This is a genomic window from Dyadobacter sp. AC419, from assembly GCF_979253085.1.
Genome location: NZ_CEEDCD010000012.1, coordinates 230,213 through 244,572, shown reverse-complemented (window position 1 = coordinate 244,572; position 14,360 = coordinate 230,213). Strand labels below are relative to the sequence as shown.

The window sequence follows — 14,360 nt, the reverse complement described above, 5'->3', positions numbered from 1 at the left end:
GAAAACTACAACTCCAACCGCGCGCTCCGTTACGCAGCCGCCGCGCAATGTGCTGCAAAAAATCTGAGGATTTATTAAATAATTAGTAAAAAATCTTGTCAAAATTTAAAAATCAAATTTGATATACCAGAGAAATGTAACCGAGCGTTAACGTGTTTTAACCCTCTGCTAAGTATGCATAAAGCACTCTACCAGTTACTATTCCTCGTTTGTGTAACATCCCCGCTTGCGGCCCAGCAGCAAGTGACGATCAGTGGCTTCGTTCGTGAGCAAGGCAGTCTGGAATTGCTGCCCGGTGTGAACGTTTATCTGCAAAATGCCACTTCGGGAACTGCCACGAACACCTATGGTTTCTACTCCATCACCCTTCCCAAGTCTGACTCGGCTACGCTTACATTTTCATTTGTTGGTTATGGCAGGCAGGATGTCCGCATCGCCGCCGTTGCCGACCGACAGTTGGACATTTCACTCATTGCGGCCAACCAGCTCGATGAAGTAACAATTTCCGGCATGCGGCAAGCTGAAAAAGTCAGTGAATCCGTGCAAATGAGCAAGATCGAGGTGCCGATTTCGCAAATCAAAAAGATCCCGGCTTTCTTTGGTGAAAAGGATGTGATCCGGGTTTTGCAGCTGATGCCGGGCGTTCAAAAGGGCACGGAGGGGCAAACGGGTTTGTACGTGCGCGGCGGCGGGCCTGACCAGAACCTGATCATTCTCGATGATGCCGTCGTTTACAATGCGAGCCACCTTTTTGGTTTTTTTTCCGTCTTCAACAGCGATGCATTAAAGAGCGTTGAGCTCACAAAAGGTGGATTTCCAGCCAGATATGGCGGCAGATTGTCCTCGGTTGTGGAAATGAATATGAAGGAAGGAAGTAAGGAAAAACTGCATGGTGAAGGCGGGATCGGACTGATTTCTTCCCGGCTTACGCTTGAAGGGCCGCTGGCCAGGAAGAAATCTTCGTTCCTGATCTCGGCCAGACGTACATACATCGACGTGCTGGCTGCGCCGCTCATTGCACAACAGCAGGTGGGCAATAAAAGCAAAGTTAAGCCAGGCTATTTTTTCTATGATCTCAATGCAAAGGTGAACTACGATTTTGGCCCAAAAAACAAGTTATATCTCAGCGGATATTTCGGTCAGGACCGTTTCAGGATCAGGGAGAAGAGCGCAAATAGTGAGAACACCTCAGGCCTGAACTGGGGCAATGCGACGGCAACACTGCGCTGGAACCACCTGATCAATCAAAAACTTTTCGTAAATACATCAGTCATTTACAGCCATTTTAATTTCAATATTTATTCCAACGACAAAAATTTTGACAAAGGCGCAGTCACTGATGAATTCAGCCTGAAATACAACAGCCTCATCCGCGATTTCAGTTTAAAAACCGACTTTGACTTTTTTCTGAATTCAAAACACGCCATTAAATTCGGCTTGCAGGCAACTGCGCACCGCTTCGTCCCATCTGCGTTAGCATTGGAAGGCGATTTTTCCGAAGACGAAATTGATTTACAAGCCAAGCCGATCCACACCATAGAAGCGGGCGCATACGTGGAAGACACCTGGCAGCCTTTTCAGGCATTGAAAGTAAACGGCGGATTTAGGTTAAGCTTGTTTGAAACCAAAACGCGGGTTTACGTCCGCCCGGAGCCGCGCATATCGGCCGCGCTTAAACTCGCAAAAGACTTTTCTGCAAAGGCTTCATATGCGCAAATGAATCAATATGTGCATCTTTTGAGCAACACCGGCCTGGGCTTACCGACCGATCTTTGGGTGCCGACAACAGACCGCATTGCGCCGCAGCAATCGAGCCAGGTTGCGGTTGGACTTGCCAAGGATTTTGAAAAGCCAGGACTTGCGGTGACTTTGGAGGGTTATTACAAAAAAATGAACAACATTATCAGCTATAAAGAAGGCTCTTCCTTTATCAGTCTGGACGGAGAAAATGCGAATGAGCTGAATTGGGAAGATAATGTGACTTCGGGTAAAGGCTGGTCTTATGGCGCTGAATTTATGGTGCAAAAGAAAACCGGAAAGCTCTCCGGCTGGGTTGGTTACACATTGTCATGGACGAAATGGAAGTTTCCAGAACTGAACTTTGGAGAGACATTTTATCCGCGTTACGACCGCCGCAATGACCTTTCCGTTGTTGGGATTTACGAGCTGAACAACCGGATTACATTGTCGGCAACGTGGATTTACGGCACCGGAAATGCATTGACGATTCCCATTTCGAAATTCGCGACGTTTAGAAATACATTCGTGCCAAATATCTGGGGCTTTCCGGGCAATGCTGCGGAAATTACCAATGAATACGGGAAGAAAAACAGCTTCCGCGCAGAGCCATATCACCGTATGGACGTCGCTATTCAGTTTCACAAAAAGAAAAAGCGCCACGAGCGCACCTGGGAATTTGGACTTTATAATGCATACAACCGCAGAAATCCTTTTTTCTATAACATTAACTCCAAGCTGGATGAAGGCACCAATAAGCGGATCAATGTACTGACGCGCTATTCCTTGTTTCCAGTCCTTCCTTCATTCAGTTATAACTTTAAATTCTGAGCCGGTATGCGATTTAAAACGATTGATATAGTGGCAAAAATTTCACTGATCTGTACATTAACAAGCTGTCTTGCAATGCTTAGCGGATGCGATGGGTTCGTTGATGACCTTGACCCGGATAAGCTCGTAAAGGTCGATTCGAAGCTGGCCGTTTCCTGTTACATTTCACCGCAGTCACCGCGGCTCGAAGCCATCATTACGGAATCGCAGCCATTACTCGGCCCGGCAGATTACAATCCAACATATATTAATGAGGCATCGGTAACTCTTTCCGACGGGACAGACAGCGTTCGGCTGATGTACAATGATTCGGCAATGAAATACGTGGCCGATTCGAGCGCGCTAAAAATTATTGCAGGGAGAACATATACATTGGAAGTCAATGACGGAAAACGGTTTGTTAAGGCGCATTGCACCGTTCCAGATAAGCTGGCGAACATTACGGAAGTTTCATTTGAAAAACGGCCTTACAGCTACAATGAGTCATATGCAGAATACAATGATACATTAGGCTTTACCAGATTTTCGTGGCAGGATGTGAAAGGCGTCACCAACTTTTACGCCGTGCGCGGCTCCATCACCACTTCGATCACCAATATGACTATCGACCAGAAGACGGGCGATTATGTGCCGCAGCGTTACACCGTTGCGCAGGAATTGTATTATGGCCAAAGCGTTTATAATGATGTCAATTTGGATGGGATCACATTTAAAAGTCCCGAATCGGCTGTCTACATCACGCCCAAAATGATCATTCCTTATCAGGACAAAAACGGCGAAATGAAATCTTTTTACAACAACGCCATGATAGACGCGGTCAGAGTGGAAGTGCTGAGTATTGATGAGCATTATTATAAATATTATCGCTCGCTGGAAAGCAGCAACAGTGACAATCCTTTTGTGGAACCAACCCTGATTTACACCAATGTCCAAGGCGGCCTCGGCTGTTTTGCTGCCTATAATGTGGTTGGTAAAACATTAAAACCCGAATAAATTATGAGAAAGCCTTTCTGAGAAATTGTCTATCTTGGCAGCATTGATAATGCATTTTTTACCTTGTTGACAATGAAACCATCGATTGCCGTATTGCCGTTTGTGAATCTTAGCAATGATCCCGAAGAGGAATATTTCAGTGAAGGTGTTACTGAGGAAATTATCAATGTGTTGAACCGGGTTCCTGGTTTGTCTGTCGCAGGTCGGACATCTTCATTTAAATTTAAAGGCGCAAATCAGGATTTGCAGTCCGTTGGGGAACAACTTCATGTTGACCATATTTTACAGGGAAGCCTGCGGAGTGCTGGCAACCAGTTATTTATCAATGCTGAACTTGTTAATGCTTCAACTGGTGACAAGATTTGGTCGGAGCAATATGACCGGGAGCTTGATGATATTTTCGACATTCAGGATGAGATAGCGCTGGCAATTCTTAATGCTGTTAAAATCTAGCTGCTGGGGGAAGAGCCGGCCACGACATTCAAACGTTATACCCATAATAAGGAAGCATATCAGCTGTATTTACGCGGCCGTTTTTACCATAACAAATTTGCGGGAAGCGAAGAATATCAGAAAGCCATCGCCTACTTCGAATCGGCCATTGCGCTGGACCCGACTTATGCAATCGCCTATGCGGGCATTGCTTCCTGCTATCTGAACATGTGGTTTTACCGTCAATTGCCTGCTGCAAAAGCATTGCCGCTCGTTAAGCAGGCGACGGAGCATGCCCTGGCGCTGGATTCCGAAATTGCGGAAAGCTATCTCGCACTTGCACGCATGCGAATGTTGAATGAGTGGGACTTCGCGGGTGCGTCGGATGCGTTTAAAAAAGCATTGGAACTGAACTGGAATACAGCGGATCTGCACGGACAATACGCATTGTATCTGGCACTTACAGATCATTATGCCGAAGCCGAGGCAGAAATTGCCATGGCATTGTCATTAGAACCATTTTCTCTGATCAACAATTTTTACGCCGCCTACGTATACTGGATATCGGCCAATTTTGACAAAGCAGTAGAGCAAGGCAGGAAACTCGTTGAACTGGAACCTGCTTTTTGGGGCGGACACATGATCATCGGTCTGAATCTCATCACATTGCAGGACTATCCGGGTGCGCAGGATGCACTGGAAAATGCTTTGGAAATCAATTATAATGGCATTACGCTCAGCGCCTGCGGTGCGCTGTTCGGGTTATCGGGCGAAACGGAAAGTGCACGCGACATCATTACACAAATGACTTCGCTTGGGAAAACGCAGGTGGTTGCTAACTATGATATGGGCGTTGTGCATGCTTGCGTGGAGGACGTGGACATTGCTTTGGGTTATTTTCAAAAGGCGGTTGACTTGCACGAGCCACCAATGCTTTTTTTCAAATACATTGTGCGGGATTGGTTGTCTAAAACGGCCTATGGCGCGGCTTACGACGAGATTACCAGTCAGGTTGTGCGTTAATAAATGCGCCAAATGTTGAAGCTGGCCTGATTTTTTAAATCTAAACCGAAAAACCAACCACTTCAATAACGGTTATGAGACCAGAAATCAAAAACATAATAGGCGGAGTTGCAGGTGCAGTGATCCTGAATATCGTGCACGAAACAGCCAAACGCATTTCCAATAAAGCGCCCAGAGTTGACCTCATAGGTGAAGAAGCTTTGAGCAAAACAGTTTCGGCAGCTGGCATCACACCGCCAACAGGCAACAAACTTTTTTTGTCGACGCTGGCCGCTGACGTTACCAGTAATGCAGCTTATTATGCGATGATCGGAAAGGGTGACCGCGACACGATTATGTTGCGCGGCGCAGGTTATGGACTCATGGCCGGACTGGGCGCCATCGGTCTTTCGAAGCCGTTGGGACTGAATGACAAACCGGTTAACAAAACCAATGAAACGCAGATTATGACCGTTGCCTGGTATTTAATCGGCGGACTGGCGACGGCACTGGTCATCAAGAATTTGAGATAATCGAATGTCCGGAATTGATAGGCATATAAGGAAACAGCGTCTGGAAACAGGCGCTTTTTTTTGTGTTAATTTTTCAAATGTGGGTGCTTCTGGTATGTTTTTTTGACAACGGTGCAAAAAAAACAGAGGTGTGACAAACACAGGGCACCAATTAACATTTTAGCATAACAAGTCAATCAAATCAACAAACATTATGGGTAAAGATAAATCTGGATCATTTCACCCGCCAAAGGGAAAACCATCCGCTTCCACCGGGATTGAGGATATGGAAATTGACGAAGCGACCCCGCTGCTTCATAAAAACCGGAACGTATCGAAAGGCAGCGCCTCTCTGAAAGCCAAAGAAAATTCAGAGTCCAGCGACAATGCAATCGACGCGGCCATCAGCGAAGATGTTGACACACCCGCAGAAGAGCTTTCGGGCATTATAGATAAGGAGTTGTTTATGGAGCTGGCCAACTTTCGAAACGATTGTTGCGTGACCATATATTTGCCAACCCATCAATCCGGCGTGCAGGTCAATGAAAAGCATGATGTCATCGTTTTCAAAAACGCATTGCAGGATCTGACCAAAACCCTTGAGGGAAAAGGCTTTGATCCGAATGTGGTTTCCGCTATGCTCACGCCGGGATTTGAGCTTTTGAAAGATGATAAATTTTGGGCGAGCATGGGCAAAGGGCTTGCGATTTTCATTTCTCAGGATTATTTCAAATTCATCAAAATGCAGATCGAGCCGGAGCAGGAGGTCACTTGCCAGACGCGCTTTTATATGACGCCGCTACTGCCGCTTCTTGCCTGCAAAGAATATTTCTATGTGCTGGTGATCAGCAAACACAAGTGCAAATTGTTCCGTGCGGATTCGTTCGGGATGGAGTTTGTTCCAGTCGAAGGCTTGCCGGAAGACATTATGGACGTAAAGCGTCTTTCTGAAAAAGATGCCAGCACGGTGCGCATAGGCGTAAGTTCAGGAGCGAGCGGAGCCAATTTCCACGGCTTTGCAGGCGGCAATCCGGACGATAAAACGAACATTGCCGTTTACTTTGAAGCCGTCGATGATGTGCTTTTCAAAGAAATTTTTAACAAAGAAAATGCGCCGCTTGTTTTGGCTGGTGTGGAATATCTTATCCCGATTTACAAGTCGGTGTGCGATTACCATAATGTGTGGCCCGACGCGCTCACGGGAAGCCATGAACATGACGAAACCAATGCGTTGTATGCGCAGGCCAGGGAAATCATGGAGCCCTATTTCCGGAAACGCCAGGAAGATGCGGTTACCATTTATGCCAATCAATCCGCAACAGAACTCACTTCATCGATTCCTGCTGATGTGATCCCGGCAGCATATTACGGCCGCATTTCCCATATTTTTGTAGAGAAAGGCGTACATATCTGGGGATCATTTGACGAAATGACCAGCGAGCTGATCCTCTCGGACGGTGAAAATGAAAACGATGAAGACTTGCTTGACATGGCCATTATCAAAACGATGGCGACCGGCGGCGAGATTTTCCAGTTGCCGCGTGAAGAAATGCCGGCGGATTCTCAAATAGCAGCTGTATTCCGTTATTAGGAAACTGAAAATCAAGAAGATAATGTAAAGACAAAAATCGCCTGGGGCTTGACTGCCGCAGGCGATTTTTGTTACTAATTAGCGTTGCTCAATTGCTGCTTATACTGTTTCAGCACGCTTTCGAGCCGGGTGCGTGTGCCGGGGTCGTCGCAATCAATGCGGAACCGGATCCCGGATCTCTCGTCACCGAACAAGTGCAGCTTCACTGGATGCTCTGAGAAATTATACGCTGCTGTCAGATCTTGCATTTTGGCGATTTGTTCATCCCAGATGCTCTGACCTTTTCGACTGCACACAAAAGTGTTGATCGTGGTTAGTCTTTCCATATACAAAGGTTTAGAAGTCACCACATCGGTTACAAAATCATGCCAGAAGTGCTCTAAACGTATGTTTTGAAAAGTAGAACTAAACCAAGTCCCATTCCTTCCGCGGTTTCCTTGAAAGAAGTTTGTTTGCTTCTTTGTCATCCACAAATTTTTCTTTTTCCGCGTTCCAGTTCAACTCCCGTTTCAGGCGGTAAGAAATTAACCCCAAATGCATAGGAAGCGTCAATTCACGTGCATAAGCAAGGTTTGACTCCGGCTGTGTCCTGTTTTTGACCGCGTCTACGAAGTTTTGCTGATGCCCTGGTGATCTTGGATTGGTAATCGGCACAGTTGCAATATCCTGCATGGTTTCCCCATTGATCGTAATCTTCCGGGTGTTGTAATCGCACATTAATGTGCCTTTATCTCCTTCGAAAAACGCGCCTATGCCCTGGTCAGCCGCTCCCGGAATGTTCGGCGGAACTGACGTCCAGAATATTTTCAAGCCATCGAATTCATAATCCACGTCCAGCGTTTTGGGTGCATCCGCAATGCCTGCATAAGCCTGGCCCCGCGCATTGATCTTTTTCAAACCTTTTGGCGAAATCGATGAATAAACGACATCGGCAATGTGGCACCAGAAATCAGCAAATTCCCCGCCGGAGTAATCAAGAAAATAGCGATAAGTGAAATGGCATTTCTCGGGAATGTATTCGGTAAAAGGTGCCGGACCGAGCCACATATCCCAATTTAGTGTCTTCGGCACAGCCTGCACCGTGGGCGAACCGAGTTCCTTTGTAGTGGACTGCTTCCACAAACGCACCGTGTGCACATTGCCAATTGCACCCGATTTTATGATTTCCACAACCCTGTGAAAGTTGTCGCCCGCATGGATCTGATTACCCATCTGCAAAATGCGGTCGTGCTTGTTCATGTGCTTCAACATCATTTGTCCCTCCTTAACCGAATACGAAAGCGGTTTCTCACCATACACATCTTTACCCGCCTGAAATGCGAGCGTGGCAATTTGTGCATGCCAATGATCGGGCGTTGCCACCGTAATGGCATCAATATCCTTGCGATCCAGGATTTTCCGGAAGTCCGAATACGTGTCGACTTTCGATCCGGGCTTCATGGTTTCCAGCTTTTTCTGCGTTTCGCCCAAATGCAGCTCGTCCACATCACACAGTGCCACAATTTCGACTTCTGGTAAATCGGCAAACCATTTCATGTGGTTATTGCCCATTCCGCCGAGGCCGATATGTGCAATGCGCAGCCGGTCGCTTGCAGCTGCTTTGCCATAAAGTGATGGTAAAATTGTAAAACCAAGTGCGCCGAGGCCGGCCATTTTTACAAAATCTCTCCGATTGGTATGCACGCTCATGAGGTAAAAGGTTTAGGATGGTGGTGATTTTGCTCGCAATTATGATTATTTTCCAAGATAAAACAATCCTAACCCCATTTATGTAACGTATCGCATATGAAACATTCTTTTCTGCTGATTTTCGTTTTCTGTTCTACAATCTGCCAGGCTTTACCACCCACGTTTGCAAACAAACCGGCCAAAGACCTACCGCGCATTGCCATTGCAGGATTAGGCATTGAATCAAGCACATTTTCTCCGGCTCTAACCACCGAAGAAGCATTCAAAGCCAAGTATGGTGATGATATTTTCACCTCCTATCCTTTTTTAAACAAAGACTCACTAGACCGCGGACGGGCAAACTGGATTCCTGCATTAATGGGCAAATCGCTTCCGGGCGGTGCGGTTACGCGTGTAGCTTATGAATCACTTGTTAAACAAACGCTGGCACTTTTGAAAAAAGGCGCTCCCTATGACGGGCTTTTCTTCGACATTCACGGAGCCATGAGCGTGGTTGGCCTGGACGATCCGGAAGGTGATTTTATTGTCAGAATTCGGGAAGTGATCGGCACTAAAACCATTATTTCCACTTCCATGGACTTGCATGGCAATGTCTCCTGGCGGCTGGCTCAAAATACGGATCTGATTACTTGCTATCGGATGGCGCCGCATGAAGATGCGATGCAGTCAAAGAAACGCGCGGTTGATAATCTGCTGGCCAGACTGGAAAGCGGCAAAGGCAAACCTGCTTATAAGGCATGGATTCCTGTTCCAATCTTGCTTCCAGGCGAAAAAACAAGCACCCGGATTGAGCCGGGAAAAACATTATATTCGAAAGTTGCACCCTCTGCGGCACAGCCGGGCGTTATCGATGCAGCGATCTGGATCGGTTATGCTTGGGCGGACGAGCCTCGCAATCATGCAGTTGTCATGGTGACGGGTGATGACAAGGCTGTTGTTACCAAAACAGCTGAGCAGCTGGCGGCAAGTTTCTGGAAAGTTCGGTCTGATTTTGAATTCGTTGCGCCAACGGGCACATTGAAAGAAGCATTGGATAAAGCTGTAAAAAGCCAGAAGCACCCATTTTTTATCAGCGACTCGGGCGACAACCCAACAGCTGGCGGCGCAGGCGACGTAACCTGGACGTTACAAGAAATTTTGGCGCGTCCGGAGTTCAAAACAGACAAAGGCCCAGCATTGATTTACGCTTCTATCCCCGGCCCTGATCTCGTGAAAGCCGCCATTGCAGCTGGTGTAGGCAATAAAGTGGATGGTTATGCAGGTGCCAAAGTCGATTTCCGCTTAGCTCCTCCCCTGCACATTGTTGGCACTGTTCAAGCCATCGAGCACGGCGACCGCAATGCTGAAACGGAAGTGGTTGTTAAGGTGGGAAGTGTGCACATTATCGTAACTGCAAAACGCAAGCCTTATCATAAGGAAGCTGATTTCACAAGATTAGGCCTGAATCCGCGCAAAGCTGATATTGTGGTGGTCAAGATTGGTTATCTAGAACCTGAACTTTACAACATGCGCGCAGACTGGATCCTGGCATTAACTCCCGGCGGTGTCGATCAAAATCTGGAAACATTAGGATACAAACGCATCAAAAGGCCTATGTTTCCTTTGGATAAAAATATGAAGGAGCCCGATTTGAAGGCGCAGTTTGTTCCGGCTTCGGACGCCAAATAATCATAATCTAGACATGAAAAAGCGATCTCACATAACTGTGAGATCGCTGTCTATTTGTGTGTGTTGTTTTTAATGTATGTACTTTTAGTTATTATCTCTACGTTTCTTTTTTTGCGAATTATCTACCAATGCCCCGGTCCCGGCTCCTACACCAGCTCCGATCAATGTTCCCACCAGCGCTCCCTGACCTCGTTTTTTGTTGACAAGCGCTCCGGTGATTGCCCCGGTTCCTGCTCCTACAACTGCTCCTTTCGCGGTGTGATTCCATCCTTTTTTACGTGCGGCTGGTGCCGGTGCAGTTGTGTTGGCGGCAACAGCCTCATTGCTTTTCTCTTCCGCAACTCTCGCTTCTTCAGCTTTATTAGCAGCTTCACGATTGGCCATTACGGTGTTCATCGAGTCAACAATTGCTTTCTTTTCCATCACATGTTTCATAGAATCGATCGCAAACTGTTTTTCTTTCAATAATGCAGCTTCTTTATTGGTGCCGCTATTGCATGATGCCATAAAAATCGCCGCACTGATTATTGAAATGGGTAACTTGTTCATTTTGATTTTAGGTTGGTTTATCCCGGTTAAGTCCTAAAACCGTGCCAGCCTGAGTTTTGTATCGTCTGATATTTCCTGGAATGGGGCTAATAAATGGGCTTTTGAAGAATTTTGGTGAGTTTTGCTGCTTCTTAGAGTGCAATCCTTTTAATGCTAAAAGTGGTGATCTTGTCTACACTTTAGGGTGGTTTTTGCGGGGTGATCCGATGGCCGGGCGGGGCGTGTGGTCTTGGCGGGATGCGTGGTCCTAACGTGTGCGTGATCCTGACGTGGTGCGTGGTCCTAACGGGTGCGTGATCCTGACGTGGTGCGTGGTCCTGACGTGGTGCGTGGTCCTGACGTGTGCGTGGTCATAACGTGGTGCACCTCTGACCGCCGGGTTAAAACCCGCCTTAGTATATCGGTCGAGCCGATGGCTCTGGTGTTGTGTATGTTTTGAAAAACGTCCTCCACGCACTCCCCAAACGTCCCGAAAGCAAAGAGCCATAGGCTCGACGGATCACCTAGGGCGGGTTTCAACCCGGCCGGCTCAACGTCCCGGAAATGTTATCACCAGCAAAGCATCAAACCAGCAAAAGCATCATTTCAGTAAAAACCTATGAGGTGATTGGTTTTACGTGGTGCTCCTCTGACCGCCGGGTTAAAACCCGCCTTAGTATATCGGTCGAGCCGATGGCTCTGGTGTTGTGTATGTTTTGAAAAAATTCCTCTTCGCATTCCCCAAGCGTCCCAAAAGCAAAGAGCCATAGGCTCGACCGATCACCTAGGGCGGGTTTCAACCCGCCCGGCCCAACGTCCCGAAAGCATCACACCAGCAATGGCATCATTTCAGTAAAAACCAACAAACGCCGCTCAAATGCCGCGGTAAAACCGTGACAAAAACGTAAATTCAGCCATTAACTTTGCTTCAAAACAACTTCACTATGAGCAAACTAACCATATCTGAACAAATCCGTTCGCTGCGGAAGAGCAAAGGACTTTCCCAGGAAGCATTGGCAGAAACCGCTGGCATTAACCTCCGCACATTACAGCGCATCGAAACCGGAAATGCGGTCCCTCGTGGGGAAACATTGCGGTTACTGGCGCAGGCATTGGATGTTTCTGTGCAGGACATTTCCATTTCCGTTGCAGAATCGCCGGTTACCATGGAAGATGATCCCGGCTTTTTGAAACTGATGAGCCTCTCGGCGCTTTCGTTATGGTTTATCCCATTTGGAAATATCCTGGTCCCGCTCGCATTCTGGATTTTGAAAAAGCATAAAATCAATGGCGTGAACGAAAGTGGCAAGCGCATCATCAACATTCAGATCATCTGGTCCGTCATCACTTATGGAACAGCGGCGTTGATCATATTCCCGGCTTTTTTCGATGCGCTTTTCATCAATCCATTTTTCATGATGCCGCTCATGCTGCTGCTTTTTATCGCCAACACCATTTACATCATCGTCTCCACCAGAAAAATCGCCAAACCCGAGCGCGAGGCCTTTGCGCACGTTTAACAATTCAGGTTTAACAATTCTTGATTTTGCATAGCGAGATAAGGTTCTGCACGAGCCGTTTCTGGCAGACTTTTTGCCAAGTCGCAGGAATCTTATTGCTATGCTTCATCAAAAAACCATTGACGACCTTTTAACGATTCATGAAATTTACATGGAACCCGACGTGGCCAACTACGAACGCGGACGGGAGATTTTAGCAAAATATCCGGATGCCAAGCGCATTGAGGTCGAATCGCACTGGAAAATTCCGGAGCTTTTCGGCTTTGAAGGTTCGGTGGATGATTGGCTTTGGAATAAAAAGAATGTCCTGATCTTAGGCACCAAGAAAGGCCTTACTTGTCGCGCGAACACCCGCAGCTCGCATTGGGTCGCGCCTTCGCAATCAAATGGCTGCACCATGTCGTGCTCTTATTGTTACGTGCCGAGAAGAAAGGGCTATGCCAATCCCATCTCGATTTTTGTGAACATTGAACAGATCATGAAATATCTGCGCGGACATGCAGGCCGTCAAGGAATCAAAACCGAGCCAGACGCCATTGACCCTGAATATTGGGTATATGAAATCGGAGAAAACGGGGATTGCTCAGCGGACGCGGCGATTTGTGATAATGTAAAGGATTTGATCACTCTATATAAGGAGTTGCCCAATGCCAAGTTGACTTTCGCAACCAAGTTTGTCAACCGTGAAATGCTCTGTTATGATCCGCAACGCAAAACGCGCATTCGTTTTAGCCTTATGCCTCATCAAATGTCCAAGCTCGTCGATGTGCGCACGACGCCTATCAGCGAGCGAATTGCAGTGATGAATGAATTTCGGGAGGCTGGTTATGAGGTTAATGTCAGTTTTGCACCGGTGATTTATTACGAAGGCTGGCTAGATGATTGGTATGCGCTTTTCGAAGAAATGAACCAGGTCTTAGACGAACAAACAAAGGCGCAGCTGGCCACCGAAATCATTTTCCTCACCCATAATGACCGGCTTCATGAAGTGAATATGGGATGGCACCCCAAAGCGGAGGAAGTGCTTTGGCGACCGGACATTCAGCAGGTTAAATAAAGCCAATCCGGTCAGCGCAATGTCCGTTACAAAAACAACATTAAGCGGGAAATCGTCGGCGAGCTTGTAAATGCGGTAAAATCGGAACTTCCTTATTGCCAGATCCGCTACGCATTTTGAGCGGATCCGTTATCCTTCCGAAGCATTGCCAAGAGGCACTTCGCCATTGGGAATATATGTTGCGCAGATCACGCCGGTGGACGAGACAATGCTTTTACTTAATTTAAGACCACTCGGCATCGTTCCTTCGGCAAAAAGCTGTTTTCCTTTGCCTAATACAACCGGATAAATCCACAGATTTATTTGGTCAATCAGCCCGTGTTTCAATAATGATTGAATAAAAGCAGCACTGCCCCAGATGTGCAGATCGGGTCCGTCCTCTGATTTTAGCGCCTTAACCTGATCAATGGTTTCTCCGTTAAGCAAAACGGTTCCTTCCCAACTGACTTCCGACAATGTCCGCGTTGCGACATATTTCTTGACCTTATTAAACTTCTCCGCAATCGGCCCCGATTGATTTGGCCAGTATGATTCCCAAATTTTATAAGTGACACGCCCTAATAACAAATCATAATCCGCATTAAGCGCCGCAAAGAGTGTTTCCCTTGTGATGTCATCTCCATAATTCGCTGACCAACCGCCCAGGTCAAACCCGCCAGATGTGTCTTCCTCCGGCCCGCCCGGCCCCTGTATAACTCCATCCAGACTCAAATGTTCATTGATGATGATTCTTCTCATGTCGTTCCAGTTTTAAATGTCAGTCTATCTATATAACAACAAATTGCACTATTCCTTTAAAC

Annotated in this window: 14 protein-coding genes; 9 read left to right on the top strand and 5 right to left on the bottom strand. The window is 47.0% G+C overall.

All coding sequences use genetic code 11. From position 1 onward, the window contains the following. Positions 1 to 174 precede the first annotated feature (174 nt). The 6 genes from AC0IYG_RS06405 to AC0IYG_RS06380 all read left to right on the top strand — a co-directional run bounded on the left by AC0IYG_RS06405 (position 175) and on the right by AC0IYG_RS06380 (position 7,098). Entirely contained in the window at positions 175 to 2,568 is a 2,394-nt protein-coding gene (locus AC0IYG_RS06405) for a TonB-dependent receptor (protein WP_471710252.1), read from the top strand. A gap of 30 nt (positions 2,569 to 2,598) precedes the next feature. Beyond that, positions 2,599 to 3,561 (top strand): DUF4249 domain-containing protein, encoded by a 963-nt coding sequence (locus AC0IYG_RS06400; protein WP_471710251.1) that lies wholly within the window; start codon positions 2,599 to 2,601, stop codon positions 3,559 to 3,561. 72 nt (positions 3,562 to 3,633) lie between these two features. Then, positions 3,634 to 4,014, top strand: coding sequence for a hypothetical protein (locus AC0IYG_RS06395; protein ID WP_471710250.1), 381 nt, complete (start codon positions 3,634 to 3,636; stop codon positions 4,012 to 4,014). A gap of 207 nt (positions 4,015 to 4,221) precedes the next feature. Then, positions 4,222 to 5,016: a tetratricopeptide repeat protein gene (locus AC0IYG_RS06390; RefSeq protein WP_471710249.1), complete on the top strand. Its 795-nt coding sequence runs from the start codon at positions 4,222 to 4,224 to the stop codon at positions 5,014 to 5,016. A 74-nt stretch (positions 5,017 to 5,090) separates the two neighbouring features. Beyond that, positions 5,091 to 5,528 carry a hypothetical protein gene (locus tag AC0IYG_RS06385; RefSeq protein ID WP_471710247.1) on the top strand — a complete coding sequence of 146 codons (438 nt, stop codon included), beginning with the start codon at positions 5,091 to 5,093 and terminating at the stop codon, positions 5,526 to 5,528. Positions 5,529 to 5,721: 193 nt separating this feature from the next. Next, positions 5,722 to 7,098 (top strand): baeRF7 domain-containing protein, encoded by a 1,377-nt coding sequence (locus AC0IYG_RS06380; RefSeq protein ID WP_471710246.1) that lies wholly within the window; start codon positions 5,722 to 5,724, stop codon positions 7,096 to 7,098. Between the two features lie 74 nt (positions 7,099 to 7,172). On the opposite strand, the gene AC0IYG_RS06375 is transcribed toward AC0IYG_RS06380, so the two are convergent. Both AC0IYG_RS06375 and AC0IYG_RS06370 read right to left on the bottom strand, forming a co-directional pair. Continuing rightward, complete coding sequence (locus AC0IYG_RS06375) at positions 7,173 to 7,424, bottom strand: hypothetical protein (RefSeq protein ID WP_471710245.1); 252 nt, start codon at positions 7,422 to 7,424, stop codon at positions 7,173 to 7,175. 79 nt (positions 7,425 to 7,503) lie between these two features. Beyond that, complete coding sequence (locus tag AC0IYG_RS06370; protein WP_471710244.1) at positions 7,504 to 8,787, bottom strand: Gfo/Idh/MocA family protein; 1,284 nt, start codon at positions 8,785 to 8,787, stop codon at positions 7,504 to 7,506. Between the two features lie 96 nt (positions 8,788 to 8,883). On the opposite strand from AC0IYG_RS06370, the gene AC0IYG_RS06365 reads away from it, so the two are divergent. Then, entirely contained in the window at positions 8,884 to 10,455 is a 1,572-nt protein-coding gene (locus AC0IYG_RS06365) for a M81 family metallopeptidase (RefSeq protein WP_471710243.1), read from the top strand. 84 nt (positions 10,456 to 10,539) lie between these two features. On the opposite strand, the gene AC0IYG_RS06360 is transcribed toward AC0IYG_RS06365, so the two are convergent. After that, entirely contained in the window at positions 10,540 to 11,004 is a 465-nt protein-coding gene (locus tag AC0IYG_RS06360) for a glycine zipper family protein (RefSeq protein ID WP_471710242.1), read from the bottom strand. Positions 11,005 to 11,251: 247 nt separating this feature from the next. Next, positions 11,252 to 11,491, bottom strand: coding sequence for a hypothetical protein (locus AC0IYG_RS06355; protein WP_471710241.1), 240 nt, complete (start codon positions 11,489 to 11,491; stop codon positions 11,252 to 11,254). 436 nt (positions 11,492 to 11,927) lie between these two features. On the opposite strand from AC0IYG_RS06355, the gene AC0IYG_RS06350 reads away from it, so the two are divergent. Together AC0IYG_RS06350 and AC0IYG_RS06345 are read left to right on the top strand one after the other, a co-directional pair. Next, complete coding sequence (locus AC0IYG_RS06350; RefSeq protein WP_471710240.1) at positions 11,928 to 12,503, top strand: magnetosome magnetite crystal formation protein family; 576 nt, start codon at positions 11,928 to 11,930, stop codon at positions 12,501 to 12,503. A gap of 100 nt (positions 12,504 to 12,603) precedes the next feature. Continuing rightward, the gene (locus tag AC0IYG_RS06345; protein ID WP_471710239.1) at positions 12,604 to 13,560 is read left to right on the top strand and encodes a spore photoproduct lyase family protein; all 957 of its coding nucleotides are present in this window, start codon (positions 12,604 to 12,606) and stop codon (positions 13,558 to 13,560) included. A 129-nt stretch (positions 13,561 to 13,689) separates the two neighbouring features. On the opposite strand, the gene AC0IYG_RS06340 is transcribed toward AC0IYG_RS06345, so the two are convergent. Continuing rightward, on the bottom strand, positions 13,690 to 14,298 hold the full coding sequence (locus tag AC0IYG_RS06340) for a dihydrofolate reductase family protein (protein ID WP_471710238.1): 609 nt from the start codon (positions 14,296 to 14,298) through the stop codon (positions 13,690 to 13,692). Positions 14,299 to 14,360: the final 62 nt, after the last annotated feature.

Bases quoted from the DNA above. Each gene is read 5' to 3' on its own strand.
- AC0IYG_RS06405 (WP_471710252.1), top strand. From the start codon at position 175: ATGCATAAAGCACTCTACCAGTTACTATTCCTCGTTTGTGTAACATCC.
- AC0IYG_RS06395 (WP_471710250.1), top strand. From the start codon at position 3,634: ATGAAACCATCGATTGCCGTATTGCCGTTTGTGAATCTTAGCAATGAT.
- AC0IYG_RS06390 (WP_471710249.1), top strand. From the start codon at position 4,222: ATGTGGTTTTACCGTCAATTGCCTGCTGCAAAAGCATTGCCGCTCGTT.
- AC0IYG_RS06385 (WP_471710247.1), top strand. From the start codon at position 5,091: ATGAGACCAGAAATCAAAAACATAATAGGCGGAGTTGCAGGTGCAGTG.
- AC0IYG_RS06380 (WP_471710246.1), top strand. From the start codon at position 5,722: ATGGGTAAAGATAAATCTGGATCATTTCACCCGCCAAAGGGAAAACCA.
- AC0IYG_RS06375 (WP_471710245.1), bottom strand. From the start codon at position 7,424: ATGGAAAGACTAACCACGATCAACACTTTTGTGTGCAGTCGAAAAGGT.
- AC0IYG_RS06370 (WP_471710244.1), bottom strand. From the start codon at position 8,787: ATGAGCGTGCATACCAATCGGAGAGATTTTGTAAAAATGGCCGGCCTC.
- AC0IYG_RS06365 (WP_471710243.1), top strand. From the start codon at position 8,884: ATGAAACATTCTTTTCTGCTGATTTTCGTTTTCTGTTCTACAATCTGC.
- AC0IYG_RS06360 (WP_471710242.1), bottom strand. From the start codon at position 11,004: ATGAACAAGTTACCCATTTCAATAATCAGTGCGGCGATTTTTATGGCA.
- AC0IYG_RS06355 (WP_471710241.1), bottom strand. From the start codon at position 11,491: ATGGCTCTTTGCTTTCGGGACGTTTGGGGAGTGCGTGGAGGACGTTTT.
- AC0IYG_RS06350 (WP_471710240.1), top strand. From the start codon at position 11,928: ATGAGCAAACTAACCATATCTGAACAAATCCGTTCGCTGCGGAAGAGC.
- AC0IYG_RS06345 (WP_471710239.1), top strand. From the start codon at position 12,604: ATGCTTCATCAAAAAACCATTGACGACCTTTTAACGATTCATGAAATT.
- AC0IYG_RS06340 (WP_471710238.1), bottom strand. From the start codon at position 14,298: ATGAGAAGAATCATCATCAATGAACATTTGAGTCTGGATGGAGTTATA.